This window comes from Vibrio astriarenae (assembly GCF_010587385.1).
Classification (GTDB): Bacteria; Pseudomonadota; Gammaproteobacteria; order Enterobacterales; family Vibrionaceae; genus Vibrio; species Vibrio astriarenae.
The window spans coordinates 239584-254574 of record NZ_CP047476.1; the positions used below are offsets into that span (position 1 = coordinate 239584).

The window sequence follows — 14991 nt, forward strand, 5'->3', positions numbered from 1 at the left end:
ATGAAACATGTCAGCAAAACAGGAAGTGATTTTTTCAGACACTCTACCTGGGGCCGCGCACTGGTCTATGGTGGTGCCTAAAGGTCGAACCGTTCGGTTCAAAGACCTAGAAGGCGGCGCAAACCTAAGTGTGCTGTTTTACAACCCAGCGAACCCATTAGAGCGTTACAACGCACCAGACACACTCAAATGCCAGCACACGTTTAAGCTGACTGAGGGTAACTGCTTATATTCAGATATGGGACGTATCTTCTGCTCTATTGTCCGCGATGATACCGGCTGGATTGATACCGTATGTGGTGTAGCCAACAAGAAAAAGGTCTCAGACAAGTGGGGCGAGCGTGACTACCAAACCGAGCGTAACCAATGGAAGCAGAACGGCTATGATGCACTGCTGGTTGAGGTGGCGAAGTATGGTTTAGGTAAGCGTGATTTGGCGGCGAACTTAAATCTATTTAGCAAAGTCTCTACCGATGAAGCGGGCAACTTGAATTACGACCCACAGCATAGCAAAGCCGATGACTGCATTGAGCTGCGCTTTGAAATGGATACGTTGGTTGTGATGACGACTTGCCCGCACCCACTTAATCCTGCCGAAGCTTACCCATACCAACCTGTTGAGGTCACGGTGTTTGAATCAGAGCCAATGCTTGAGAACGACACCTGTCTGAATCACCGTGACGAGAACGCACGAGGTTTTGAGAACAACCGCCGTTATACAACGTCGACCCAGCAAGGTTTCGATACATCCTCTCACCACCATCATCATTGCTAAAGGAGTAAAGCATGATCGTAGAAAGCCAATTACAGCCAAGTGAAGCACTGTATCGAGATGTTGTTCCTGCCGGTGATTACTACATGAAGGTGGTCAAGAAAGGGCAGACCTTTCGTATTCTTGATATTGAGGGAAACCAAGCGGCAGATACCCTATTTTACAACGCTGACGATCCATCAGAGCGCTACAGCGCCATCGATACCATTCGCGAGCAGGGTAACGTCTACCTAACCGCAGGCACCAAGATCTTATCTGTCCAAGGCAATGTGATGCTCGAAATCGTTGCCGATACCTGTGGTAGGCACGACACATTAGGCGGTGCATGTGCAACGGAAAGTAATACGGTTCGTTATTCACTCGATAAAAAATGTATGCACGCCTGTCGCGATAGCTGGTTGTTGGCCGTTGCAGAGAATGAAGAGTTTGGTATGTCGAAGCGCGATATTACCCACAACATCAACTTCTTTATGAATGTGCCCATTACGCAAGAAGGTGGTTTAACTTTTGCCGATGGCATCAGTGGTGCAGGCAAATACGTAGAGCTAAAAGCGCATATGGACACCATCGTTCTTATGTCGAACTGCCCACAACTAAATAACCCATGTAATGCCTACAACCCAACCCCGGTTGAAGTGATTGTCTGGGAATAATATTTAAGCAATAACATCAGCACAATAGCTGAGAAAATGAGCAAGGGACGACCCTAGTGAATGCTCTTATTTTTGCCGGGACGACCCGGACTTTAGGGACGAAAATATGTTTAGTAAGGTATTAATTGCTAACCGTGGAGCCATTGCCTGCCGTGTTATCCGCACACTAAAACAACTGAATATTGGCAGCGTTGCCATCTACAGTGAAGCTGACTCTCAAAGCCTACACGTTGTCGGCGCTGATGAGGCGTACTCTCTAGGCCAAGGTGGGGCAACCGAGACTTATCTTGACCAAGACAAAATTATCGCCATTGCCAAACAGTCGGGCGCACAAGCGATTCATCCGGGCTACGGCTTCTTGAGTGAAAACCCAGAGTTTGTTGAACGATGCGAACAAGAAGGATTGGTCTTTTTAGGGCCAACAGCAGAACAAATGCGTTCGTTTGGCCTAAAACACTCTGCGCGTAACATAGCGATTCAAGCAAATGTGCCGCTTCTTCCTGGCACAGACCTACTTAATGACAAACAGCAAGCACTGCAAGAAGCAGAGAAAATTGGCTACCCAGTGATGCTGAAAAGTACCGCTGGTGGCGGTGGCATCGGTATGCAGTGCTGCTTTACCAGCCAAGAACTTGATGAGGCTTATGGCAGCGTTAAGCGACTAAGTGAGAACAACTTCAGTAACAGCGGTGTGTTCATCGAGAAGTTTATTCAACAAGCGCGTCATATCGAAGTGCAGATCTTCGGGGATGGACAAGGTCATGTGGTGGCATTGGGTGAACGTGATTGTTCTGCGCAGCGTCGTAACCAGAAAGTAATCGAAGAGACTCCTGCGCCGAACCTCAGTGATGAAACCCGAACCAAGCTGCAAGATACCGCAGTGAGGTTGGCAAGTGAGGTCAATTACCGCAATGCCGGTACCGTTGAGTTTGTATTAGATCAGCAAACACAAGCGTTCTATTTCCTAGAAGTGAATACCCGCTTGCAGGTAGAGCATGGTGTAACGGAGGAAGTGTTTGGTGTGGATCTTGTCGAGTGGATGGTTCGCCAAGGGGCAGAGCAGCTAGAGTTGAAGGCACTGGGTGCCAGTCTCACATCACAAGGTCATGCGATTCAGGTTCGCCTATATGCCGAAGATGCCAATAAGAATTTCCAGCCGTGTGCTGGCCTATTAAGCCATGTTGAGTGGGCAGAACAAGAGAACTTACGCATTGAACACTGGATCGAAGCGGGTGTGGAAGTATCACCGTTCTTTGACCCGATGTTAGCCAAAGTGATCGTGCATGCGGATGATAGAGACACAGCATTGGCAGAACTTAAACAGAGCCTTGATAACAGCACGATCTACGGTATAGAGCATAATAAGGCGTATTTGAGCCAGCTATTAGCCAGCGAATTGGTGAAGAAAGGCGAGGTGCTAACGCAATCTCTCAATAGTTTCGAGTTCAAACCGAATACCTTTGACGTGATCAGTGGCGGCACACAAACCACCATACAAGACTACCCAGCACGAACGGGCTATTGGGACATTGGTGTTCCACCTTCTGGCCCTATGGATGCTTTGAGTTTTCGTTTAGCTAATACACTGCTTGCGAATGATGAAACCAGTGCGGGATTAGAAATCATTGTTTCAGGCCCAACGCTTAAGTTCAATCAAGACACTCTTATTGCGCTGACTGGGGCGAGCATACAAGCCACACTGGATGGGGAACCCGTTGCGATGAGTACTGCGATAGCCATCCAAGCAGGACAAACCCTCAAGCTGGGCAAAGTGCTCGATGGTGCTCGAACCTACTTAGCCATTCAGGGGGGCATTGATTGCCCTGAGTATTTGGGTAGTCGCTCAACGTTCACGCTAGGTCAATTCGGTGGCCACGCTGGCCGTGCATTGCTAGCGGGTGATGTGCTTCATATCAACCAAGTAAAACCAAATATTGCTTCTGAAATCCACACGATTAATCAGCCAGAGTTTAATGGCGAATGGCAGATCCGAGTGATTTATGGCCCGCATGGCGCACCAGATTTCTTCACTCAAGAGGACATTGATGCCTTCTTTGATGCCGAGTGGAAGGTGCACTTTAACTCAAGCCGTACTGGCGTTCGATTAATCGGCCCAAAACCTAATTGGGCACGCTCCGATGGTGGTGAAGCAGGGCTGCATCCATCCAATATTCACGATAACGCGTATGCAGTAGGTACTATCGACTTCACAGGTGACATGCCCGTTATCTTGGGCCCAGACGGCCCTAGCTTGGGCGGTTTCGTTTGCCCGGCGACCATCATCAAAGCCGATCTTTGGAAGATGGGACAGCTCAAAGCCGGCGACAAAATTCGATTTACGCCAGTCTCCGTAGAAGATGCCGAGCTTGCCGAACGAGCGCAGCTTGCTCAACTTGAGAAGGGTGCAATCCATGAAATGGCACTACCGAGTGCAGATCTCGATTCACCCATCATCAAGACTATTCCAGCCAGTGAGTATGGTGAACAAGTGGTTTATCGACCAAGTGGTGAAGATTACCTGCTGGTGGAGTATGGCCCTCAGGTACTTGATATTCGCCTTCGCTTCCGTGTTCATGCTCTGATGCTTAAACTTCAAGAACGTAATCTGATCGGTGTACAAGAGTTGACACCGGGTATTCGTTCGCTACAAATTCATTACGACAACCTGGTATTGCCAAGAGAACAGTTGCTTGAAGAGCTAGAATCGATTGAAGCAACACTCGATAACATTGATGATCTGACAGTTCCAGCACGCGTAGTACACCTGCCGCTGTCTTGGGATGACGAAGCGACTCGACTCGCGATCCGTAAATACGATGAAGTTGTGCGAAAAGACGCGCCGTGGTGCCCAGATAACATTGAGTTCATCCGTCGCATCAATGGTCTCGATTCCGTGGAAGACGTTAAGCGCATCGTGTTCGATGCAAGTTACCTAGTGATGGGACTAGGGGATGTGTATCTTGGCGCGCCAGTGGCCACACCTATGGACCCTCGCCATCGCTTGGTGACCACCAAATACAACCCAGCACGAACTTGGACGCCAGAAAATGCGGTTGGTATTGGTGGCGCGTACATGTGTGTCTACGGTATGGAAGGCCCTGGTGGGTATCAGTTTGTCGGCCGAACGCTGCAGATGTGGAATCGCTACCGTCAAACCGAAGCCTTCAGCAAGCCTTGGTTGTTACGCTTCTTTGACCAGATTAAGTTCTATGAAGTCAGCGCCGAAGAGCTACTCGATATTCGAGAGAAACACCCTCAAGGCCATTATCCAGTCAAGATTGAGGAAACCGAATTTTCACTAGCGGATTATCAATCACTTCTGGACGAAAATGCCGATGAGATTAAGCAGGCGAAAGCTCGCCAGCAAAAGGCATTCGAAGAGGAGCGTCAACGTTGGGAGGAGTCAGGACAAGCGAATTTTGTTGCCACTGAAATAGAGCAATCGAGTGTACAAACTGAGCTAGAAGAAGGTCAGGAAGCGATTGAAAGCCATGTGGCAGGCAATATTTGGCAAGTGCTGGTGGAGCCGGGCCAAATTGTGAAAGAGAATGACGTAGTGATGATTCTTGAGGCAATGAAAATGGAGCTTGAAGTGACGGCAAGTGTCTCTGGCGTCATTGACTCTATATGCCATGAGGCCGGTGCTCAGGTGCACGCTGGCGAGCCGTTACTGGTTGTTAACACGTGTTCAGCGTAGCCGTTTGAGGATAGACAAATGACAAAGACGAAAATAATACTTCAAACAGTAGCAGAACCAATGACTATCAGCGGTCTGCGTGAGGCCTACCTCAATGGCGAGCTTAACGCAGAGCAGTTTCTGCGTGGCAAGCTTGAGCAAGTCAGAGCCGACAGCTCCAATGCTTGGCTATCGGTCATTTCTGACCAACAACTTGATGCGTATCTGGCTGACCTTGCAAAGCAGGACATTGAACAACTCCCCCTGTTTGGCGTGCCATTTGCCATCAAAGATAATATTGATCTGCAAGGGCTGGATACAACGGCTGGTTGCGAAGCCTACCGTTATCAACCCACTGAATCTGCCTATGTGGTTAAGCAGTTGATCAAAGCGGGCGCAGTGCCTTTGGGTAAAACGAGCCTTGATCAGTTTGCCACCGGATTAGTAGGCACCCGCAGCCCTTGGGGGGCGGTGAACAACAGTTTTGATCCGCAGTATATTTCAGGTGGCTCAAGCTCTGGTAGTGCCGTTGCCGTTGCGACCAATCAAGTCTGTTTTGCACTGGGAACTGATACCGCAGGCTCTGGTCGTGTCCCCGCAGCGTTTAACAATTTATATGGCCTCAAGCCAAGTAAGGGGCTGTTAAGCTGCAGCGGTGTCGTTCCTGCGTGCCGAACATTAGATTGCGTGACATTCTTTACTAAAAGCGCTGAAGACCTGAGCACACTCTATCAAGTAGGAGCAAGCTACGATGAGAGTGACTGCTACGCTCGCTACGCCATTGAGCAAGGGCTTGAAGCCACCACTCAGTTCTCTGGATTAAGAGTCGGCGTGCCATCTGACGAGCAGCTTAAATTCTTTGGTAACGAAGAGTACCGCAAGCTCTATGCTCAGTCAGTCGCGCGTCTAGAATCTCTAGGTGCAGAAGTCATTCCTTTTGATTTATCACCATTCATAGAGGCGGCGAATCTGCTTTATCAAGGCCCTTGGGTTGCTGAAAGATACGCTGCGATTGAATCCTTCTTCAATAGTAATCAAGAGCAATGCTTGGACGTGATTCAAACCATTGTCGGTGGAGCCAGAAATCTTTCTGCTGCCGATACATTCAAAGCCATGTATCAACTGCAAGCATTTAAAGTTAAGTGTGATCAGTTAATGGACGATGTTGATGCAGTGCTGACGCCAACCGCTGGCACCATCTACACGATTGATGAAGTGAACAACGACCCAATTGCCCTCAACAGCAACCTTGGTTACTACACCAATTTCATGAACCTACTCGACTACAGTGCGATAGCCATGCCCGCAGGTTTCACTGACGCTGGATTGCCGTTTGGTGTGACTTTGTTTGCCCAAGCATTCCAAGACGAAGCCTTGATAGCGTTGGGTAAAGAGTGGCAACAGGCAATGAACCTACCACTAGGGGCAACGCAAGTTGAACTTGAGAGTAGCGAGAGTGTTGACTTGTTAGTGTGTGGGGCTCACATGAAAGATTTAGCGCTTAATCATCAACTCATCGAGTTAGGGGCGAACTTTAAACAGCGAACCACCACATCCGAAAACTACTCCCTGTATTGCCTAGCTGGTGGGCCACCGCTAAGGCCTGGATTAGTTCGCACCCCAAATAAGGGAGAAAAGATTGAGGTTGAAATCTGGCGGGTGCCGAAAAAGCAGCTGGGTGCTCTGCTTGTGCAGATCCCACACCCATTGGGATTAGGCAGTGTCGAAATAGACTCTGGTGAGTGGGTGAAAGGGTTTATTTGTGAGGGTATAGGGATTGAAGGGGCTGAGGATATCACTCAGACGGGAGGGTGGAGACATTTCCTAACTCGATCTTAACTCATACTTTTCATGAGTAATTGCCCTCATTGATTGAAACTTGGCCTCTTATTATCCCTGATTGCTTAGGATACTAAGAGGCTGTCAACCCATCACTACACATTCATTTGTCACCGATCTAGCGAGTTGACCTTGTTGTTTCTCAATATGCACAAGAAACATATTAGATATCAAATATCATAATTGGATAGTATATGTTCGACCCTTTATAGTTGACCCAGTTCGACGCGCAAACGACTTTCAAAGTCAAAATAGGAATGAGATAAAAGGGCATTGATGCGCGTTTAGACACGATTCAGAAGGTCAACAAGTAAGGGTTCAGAATGTCTAAATTACTCCTCGCAGCACTTATCTCATCCGTTTCCATCTCAGCTATGGCCGTGCCGCAATACAGCGCCAATGTGCCTGACGAGATCATCACCCCAGATAAAGTCGATTCCATGTATTTGGGTGAGATGAACTATGTATCAGGCGCACCTTCACAAGATACTCACCTTAAAGCGCGCCACTTTGTTGATACTGCGACTGCTGTCAGAGTGTTTTTATCGGGCATTCAGGTAGCGTCAATGCAAGGTTTGTTCGCGGGACATGAAAGCGTGGGTATGAAGCCGAATCAGACCATTGGTATTTCTGAAGGCATGCTCAATGCGCGCAGTATCTGGCTGACGCCGAACACCACAACACCTTATGTCACAAGCGAAGTCGATGTCAAAAATGGCCCGGTTGTTTTGGAAGTGGGCACACCGGTACTTGGCCTGCTTGATAATGCTGCCTTTAAGTTTGCTGGCAAAGTCGGGGTTACACATCCATTAGATCAAGGCAAAGGCGGTAAATACTTTATCTACCACAGCTCATATAAAGGAGAAGTGCCAGAGGGCTACATTTCGATTGAAACTGAGGGCTATCAACACTGGCTGCTGCTGCGCATCGTCGGTCAAAAAGCACAAGTGGAAAGCAACATCGCCAAACTCAAGCAAACTATGAAGTTGTACCCGTATGGCGAGAACGATCAGACGGAATTTATCAACCTCACCGACAGGCAATACAACACAGTTCATGCCATGAATGAGAAGTTCTATGATGAGATAAATGCGTTGATTCAGTATGAACCGACCGAGATTTGGGACCAAGAGTGGATTGGCCTGGCACAAGATTTGGGTATCGAAAAAGGCAAAGCGTTTGCACCCGATGAGCGTATGAAAGCGGTGCTTGTTGAAGCGGCAAAAATTGCCACGGCAGAAACACGTTCTACTTACTTCTATCCGGAAGAGAATATGAAGGTATACGACGACCGTCATTGGTTTACGCCACTTATTTCTGGCCATGAGTTTATAGATGAAAACGGCGTAATCTCTGTGGATGAGCGTGCCACCTTCCACTTTATGGCTACGGGTATTACACCCGACATGGTGACGAACACCGTGGGTAAAGGCTCCGCTTATCTACTCGCAACGCGTGACGCATCTGACAAGTTGCTGGATGGTGGAGAGCACTACACCGTCACGCTACCCAAAGATGTACCTGTGGCGAACTTCTGGTCATTCATGGTGTACGACAACCAAACTCGCTCTATGCTCGAAACCGACCAAAAATCAGCAGGCGTTGATGGACTAAGCGAAAACGTTCGCGAGAACGATGATGGCTCTGTCACTATCCATTTTGCACCCAAAGCGCCGAAAGGCTGGGAAGGTAACTGGGTTCAGACCATGCCAGGCAAAGGCTATAACGTTATCTTCCGCGCTTACGGACCAACTGAGACTTGGTTTGACCAATCTTGGCGACCTAGTGACTTGCAACAGCAATAACCTTCGTAAGCGTTAAAAAGGGTCTGCGTCAATGTGCGTTTTGTTGATGCTGACCCTTCGAATAAGACCTACTGACTACTTTACCTCAGGGTAAGCCACCTCAAGTTTCGCCAACTTCTCAGCTTGCTCTGCGGGTGAGCCAGTGTGCTTAGCCAAGAGATGGTAAAGTCCCGGAATGACAACGAGTGTCATCATGGTAGCGACTAACACCCCAGAGAAAATCACCACACCAATCGCATGACGAGACTCCCAGCCAGCACCACTGGCTAGCATCAGGGGTATCGCACCAGCAAGGGTAGTAATTGCCGTCATTAGGATAGGGCGCAGGCGCTGACTCGCACCATCAACAATCGCTTGCTCGAAATCAGATCCTTTATCACGCAACTGGTTAATGAACTCGACAATCAAAATTCCGTTCTTACTCGCCAAACCGATCAACATAATAATGGCGATCTGCGAATAAACATCAATAACTAGGTCAAAGACAATTAAGCCGCCGAGCGCCCCGGTTAGGGCCAAAGGTACGGTTAGTATGATCACGAACGGATGGATAAAGCTCTCGAATTGAGCGGCAAGCACGAGATAGACCACCATTAGGGCCAGAATAAAAATCAGTCCCATTGAGCTACTTGAACGCTTAAACTCGAGGGATTCACCTTTATAGTCCACCGTTACCTGGCTTGGCAGTTGCTCTTGTACCACATTTTCGAGATAGCTCAGAGCTTGGCTTAAAGAGTAACCATCGGCCAAATCCGCAGAAATAGTAATCGCTTTGCGGCGGTTGTAGTGTCTTAGAGAGCTTGGTTGTCCTTCAATGATAACGTTAACCAGCTTATCTAAACGCACAAGCTCGCCCGTATTTTGCGAACGCACTTGAATCATCGCTAAGTCAGTAATGCTGTTAAACGCGTCACGTGGAGCACGAACGTGAACATCATACTCTTCACCATTTTCAATATAGGTGGTGATGTTTTTGCCTGCTAACACCGTCTCTAATGTGTTGGCTATTTCAGAGACTGGTATGCCCAGCTCATGGGCGTAGGCTTGATTGATTTGAGTGCGTAACCGAGGGGTCGTCTCGTTATAATCAGTATCTAAATCAAGCAAGTTAGGGTTCTCGCTGGCGATGCTGATGACTTTATCTGTCCACTCTTTAACTTGCTCGTAGCTACCACCACCGATAACCAACTGCACAGGAGAGCGTGCGCGACTGCCAAAGCTGGTGGGGACAACCGGAGAGATCCGTAGGTCGACCATGGGCGTTAACTGGCGACGGATCGTGTTTCCCACTTCAAACACACTCTGGTCACGCTCGCTCCAATCGACTAAGTCGATGATCAGCATGATTTCGTGCTCACCCCGTCGGCCAGGGGCACGAATCGCCATCGTTTCGATAGGGCCTTCTGGCGCCATCAGCAGGGCCATTCTATCTTCAATCTCACCGACATAAGGCTGCATGGCGTCAAAGCCAGTCCCTTCCGTTGCACGGAGCATTACCATGAGGCGCCCTTTGTCTTCACGAGCGACAAAAGATTGTGGCAGCGTGTGATAGACAAGTGCAATAAAGCCCATGCTGACAACAACCAATAGCGCAGCCACCCAGCTGTGTTTGAGTAGGCGGGTAATCAAGTCACGATAGTTTTGCTCCAAACGCTTAAAAATAGACTCGGTAAAATCGTGTAGTTTTCCTGGTTTCACATTAACCGACAATAAACGACTGCCAAGCACTGGCCCCATCGTCAGTGCGACGATACTAGAGATAACTACAGCACCTGCTAGGGTTATCGCATACTCTTTAAATAGCATACCAACCGTACCCGTCAGCAAGGTGATAGGTACAAAGACAGCAACTAACACCGCTGTGGTTGAGATAACGGCCATCCCCACTTCTTTAGTGCCTCGATAAGCTGCGAGCATCGCAGGCTCGCCCATGTCAACTCGACGTACGATATTTTCCAGTACGACAATTGCATCGTCCACCAAAAGTCCAACGGCAAGGACCAAAGCCAGCAGGGTGATTAAGTTAATGGAGTAACCAAACAGAGCAAGCACCGCAAAAGTCGCAATCAATGAGACAGGAACGCTAACGGCAGGGATTAAGGTTGCCCTCGCGCTACCCAGAAACGTATAAATAACCAAGATAACCAGAATAGAAGTGACAGCCAGCGTTGTGTAAACTTCACTAATTGCGCTATCGATAAAGACCGAGCTATCGGATAGCGGCTGAATCGTCATACCTTCAGGCAAAAAAGGTGTTAGACGTTGAATCTCTGCTTTGATGCCATTCACCACATCCAAGGTATTCGCTTGAGACTGTTTTAGAAACTCCATCATAACCATTGAGCGTCCATCTACGCGCAAAGTGCGAAGATCATTTTTTGCTCCAGTGGTGACATCCGCGACATCAGAGAGATAAAGGATCGAACCATCAAGGTTGCGTCGGATAATGAGCCTTTGATAATCCTCTGCAGTAAGGTAACTGCGCTCCAGTCGTAGGGTATAGCTTCGGGCAGGATCATATAAGTTACCAGCGGGCGCTTCCAAGTTTTCACTGCGAAGGGCCGCTTCGATATCTGCGACAGTCACATTGCGACTGGCCATGGCAATTGGATCAAGATGAACCAGCAAGGCGTACGTTTGGTCACCACGCAGTTCAATAGAACTGACGCCATCAAGTAGACTTAGCGGCTGAACAAACTGCCTTTCAATATAGTCAGAGAGCTCAACAGATGATAGAGAATCCGACGAGACTGCAAAACTTATTACCCCATCACCATCGGAATCACTTTTGGTCACGGTCGGCGGGTCCATGCTCGCAGGAAGCTGTCTTTGTGCTCTTGCCACCGAATCACGTACGTCATTCGCGGCGGCTTCAATATCACGGCTCGCCTCGAACTCAACTTTAATATTCGCTCGTCCTTCTGAGGCATTTCCTTCAATACTGCGTATCCCATCGATCCCCGAGAGTTGGTCTTCAATGACTTTGATCACCCGCGATTCCATGATATCGGCAGAGGCACCCGCATAGTTGGCTCTCACTGAGACGATAGGGGGCGCGACATCAGGGTATTCACGCAAAGGGATGTTATTAAAAGCCAACACACCGAATACGATGAGAAGAAGGTTAATCACACAGGCGACAACCGGGCGCTTAATCGAAAGATCAGAGAGAAGCATCGTCATCTCCTTGAGCTTCTGGCTTGAGTTTAGCGACACGGTTTGCGTCTTTGACTAAGCTACCATGACTGATCTTACCCACACCGGCACTGACGACATGAGCACCAGGCGGCACGCCAGCAAGCACCTGGGTGAGCGCACCATCAGTATTGCCTAGCGTCACTTCTGTCTGACGGGCAACCCCATTTTCATCAACCACATACAAATAGGCATTGGCACCACGGTAGAAGACAGCACTGGTTGGTACTATGTTCGCGATCTCTTGTTCAAGCGATACATTAATTTGGGCGAGTAGTCCCGGGCGCAGTAGCCCTTCAGGGTTAAACAACTCTGCACGTACTTTAAGATTGCGGCTTTGCTGATCGATTTGTGGGTCAATACTGCTAATCTCACTAAAAAATACCATATCAGGAAGCGCATTAAAGCGTAATTCAAGCTTTTGCTTGGTGTTTAGCTGAGACAGGTAGTGGCTCGGCAAATTGAAGTCAATGTAAAGCCTCTCAACATCTGTCAATGTGATCAGCGATTCACCGCGTTGCACATATTGACCTTCAGTGAGCGTGTTTAAGCCAGTGACGCCATCAAAGGGTGCCGTTGTTTGATAGTAAGAAAGCGTAACCGCCGCAGAATCACGCTGGGCTTGGCTAATTTGAACTTTGGCTCGCTGAGTTAGCAGGCTCGATTCTGGTAAGGAATTACGCTCATGAAGTCTCACCATCTCTTTGAGTAAACGCTTGTCTTCATTGAGCTGTGCGTCTGCTTGGGTGAGGAGCGCCTTGGCTTGACGGTCATCAAGCTGCACTAACAGCTGACCTTGGTTCACCGTTTGAGTATCGTGAATTGGTAGTCCAGTAATCACACCCTCCACTTGACTGACGAGAGCGACTTGGTGACGAGCATAGACATTGCCTAGTGCCACTAAACTTTCTCCCCAAGGTGACGATTTCACCTCACTAAGCTCAACCGGTAGAGCACGAGCAGATGCAGAAAGTTGTGTCGCATTCACCTTACTGATGGGAGGTACAATAAGGCCAGCGATCAGCAAACCTGTAACTAGAGTCAATTTCATTTGGGTTCCAATCCATGGTTAACCAGTGAAACCTCTTGAGCTTGAGGTTTCTTTTTGTCATTTAGTATTATTTTATCAACCATTTATGAAAGAACGGCAACGATCTTTACACTTCTATACCTTTATTCTTGATGTCATCCAATATATTGGGCTGTTGCTTGTCTTTACTTAGGTTAAGAAAGCGTCGCCTCAGGCAAAGTGATAGGTGATTGTATTGACAGTAGACGACAAATGGCGATAATTATATGTATATATATACAGTATTATTGGTGTCCCTATGTCACTTGTCAGCGCCAGCGCAGGAATTAGTCAATTTGAATCGCCTGCGGCAGAATACAAAGCGCTAAAGCCTTTGAGTCTCGATGACCTCATTGTTGGCGAGCGTAAGTCCTCTACCTATTTTGTTCGTGCCCAAGGTGACAGCATGACGGGAGTCGGGATCTATGATGGCGATCTGCTGGTGATCGATCGTGCTTGTCCTCCGCGCCACGGCGATGTGGTTGTTGCCACTCATGATGGGCTGTTTGTCGTGAAGTTGCTAGATTTAAATAATAAATGTCTAATCAGCGCCAATGAAGATTATCCCCCTGTAGAGGTAAACTCAGCCTCTTTAATCGAAGGCGTTGTCGTGCAGTCTATTCGGTGCCATCGTCCATTATGACCATGATATTTTTGTGTGATGTTCACGCGATGTATTGCTCCGTTGAAGCGGTGTTCCGTCCAGACCTACGTGACAAACCTATTGTTGTGCTGAGCAACGGGGATGGGATGATTGTTGCTGCAAATAAGAGAGCTAAAGCAGCAGGTGTGAAAAAATTTGCTCCCTACTTTCAGCAAAAAAAACAGCTTGAGGCAAACGGCGTTGCAGTCTTTAGCTCAAACTATGAGCTATACGCCGACATGTCTAATCGGCTTCATAGTATTCTAGAAGAATCGCAAATCTTCACGCATTATCACCGATACAGCATCGATGAAGCCTTCGCTGCGGTTGAAAATGTATCGCAGACCGATGAAGAGTGGGTAGCAACCGCGCGGCAGGTGCGTCGACTGGCATGGACAAATACTCGGTTGCCGATAGGGTGTGGGCTAGGGCGAACATTCACTCTTGCGAAGGTAGCCAGTCACATCGGAAAAACGTTTGAAGGCTATCGTGGAATCGCATTATTGACTCCACAAAATGAAGCCAAAATGTTACCTAGTGTGCCTGTCGGCGAGATATGGGGGGTTGGACGTCGCACAGCAGCGATGCTGGCCACGAAGGGGATCTACAATGCGGCTGAGTTAGCGGCAATGCCTTTAAAGCTGGCAAGGCAGTCGGGGTCGGTCAACTTAGAGCGTGTCGTGCGTGAACTCAATGGTGAGCAGGTGTTTAACTTCCGAAGCTTCCCTGATGTTCAGAGCAAGCAAGAGATAGGATCGAGCCTGAGCCTAACGGTAAGAGCTGAAACCTATGATGAGTTACGCCAAGCTCTTAGCGCTAGGGTCGCGGTTGCCGCTGCTAAATTGCGTACGTCTGGGCTTGGCACGCGTTGCGTTCAGTTTTACGTTTCGTCAGGGCAACATGCGAAAACCTATTTCTCCCGTAGCGAAACGGTGCGCTTTGTCACCGCCATTGATGACACAAGGACGTTAACTCAGGCCATGACCAATGCACTCGATAATGGTCTATTTCAAGAGGGGCAGCGTTACTATAAGATAGGTTGCCGTTGCCTTGAACTGGGCGATATTCGCCAAACTCAGGGGGATATGTTTGCACCACATCAAGACCCACGCCTGATGACGGTGATGGACCGTATTAATAGCCTGGCCGGAGAGCGAATCGTACGCTTAGGTGCAGAAGGTTTTGAGGCGAAGGCAAAGATGACTCGTGACCGACTGTCCCCTGCCTACCTGACAAAGTGGGCTGATTTACCCATCGTACACTGTCAATGATCTTACCCGTAGTGAGTTAGTTGAGCATTGTCTGAATTGGTTTTTGTTAGAATTGGACGTTTCAAGAT

Annotated in this window: 9 protein-coding genes; 7 read left to right on the forward strand and 2 right to left on the reverse strand. The window is 48.4% G+C overall.

Features of this window, described 5'->3' with window-relative positions:
* Positions 1 to 7 precede the first annotated feature (7 nt).
* From GT360_RS15555 to GT360_RS15575, 5 genes are all read left to right on the forward strand, one after another.
* Positions 8 to 775, forward strand: a complete 768-nt coding sequence (locus GT360_RS15555; RefSeq protein WP_164649881.1) for an urea amidolyase associated protein UAAP1 — start codon at positions 8 to 10, stop codon at positions 773 to 775.
* 11 nt (positions 776 to 786) lie between these two features.
* Positions 787 to 1425 (forward strand): urea amidolyase associated protein UAAP2, encoded by a 639-nt coding sequence (locus tag GT360_RS15560; protein WP_164649882.1) that lies wholly within the window; start codon positions 787 to 789, stop codon positions 1423 to 1425.
* 106 nt (positions 1426 to 1531) lie between these two features.
* The gene (gene uca, locus GT360_RS15565) at positions 1532 to 5122 is read left to right on the forward strand and encodes an urea carboxylase (RefSeq protein ID WP_164649883.1); all 3591 of its coding nucleotides are present in this window, start codon (positions 1532 to 1534) and stop codon (positions 5120 to 5122) included.
* Positions 5123 to 5140: 18 nt separating this feature from the next.
* Positions 5141 to 6940, forward strand: a complete 1800-nt coding sequence (gene atzF, locus GT360_RS15570; RefSeq protein WP_164649884.1) for an allophanate hydrolase — start codon at positions 5141 to 5143, stop codon at positions 6938 to 6940.
* 323 nt (positions 6941 to 7263) lie between these two features.
* Entirely contained in the window at positions 7264 to 8745 is a 1482-nt protein-coding gene (locus GT360_RS15575) for a DUF1254 domain-containing protein (protein ID WP_239502674.1), read from the forward strand.
* Positions 8746 to 8820: 75 nt separating this feature from the next.
* Here GT360_RS15575 and GT360_RS15580 read toward each other — a convergent pair whose 3' ends face one another.
* Both GT360_RS15580 and GT360_RS15585 read right to left on the reverse strand, forming a co-directional pair.
* The gene (locus GT360_RS15580; protein ID WP_164649885.1) at positions 8821 to 11922 is read right to left on the reverse strand and encodes an efflux RND transporter permease subunit; all 3102 of its coding nucleotides are present in this window, start codon (positions 11920 to 11922) and stop codon (positions 8821 to 8823) included.
* On the reverse strand, positions 11909 to 12991 hold the full coding sequence (locus GT360_RS15585; RefSeq protein ID WP_164649886.1) for an efflux RND transporter periplasmic adaptor subunit: 1083 nt from the start codon (positions 12989 to 12991) through the stop codon (positions 11909 to 11911). Before GT360_RS15585 ends, GT360_RS15580 begins: the two co-directional genes overlap by 14 nt.
* Positions 12992 to 13268: 277 nt before the next feature.
* Here GT360_RS15585 and GT360_RS15590 point away from each other — a divergent pair, with 277 nt between their 5' ends.
* Both GT360_RS15590 and GT360_RS15595 read left to right on the forward strand, forming a co-directional pair.
* Entirely contained in the window at positions 13269 to 13652 is a 384-nt protein-coding gene (locus GT360_RS15590; RefSeq protein WP_164649887.1) for a LexA family protein, read from the forward strand.
* Entirely contained in the window at positions 13649 to 14923 is a 1275-nt protein-coding gene (locus GT360_RS15595) for a Y-family DNA polymerase (protein ID WP_164649888.1), read from the forward strand. The genes GT360_RS15590 and GT360_RS15595 overlap by 4 nt, the downstream gene beginning before the upstream one ends.
* Positions 14924 to 14991 lie beyond the last annotated feature (68 nt).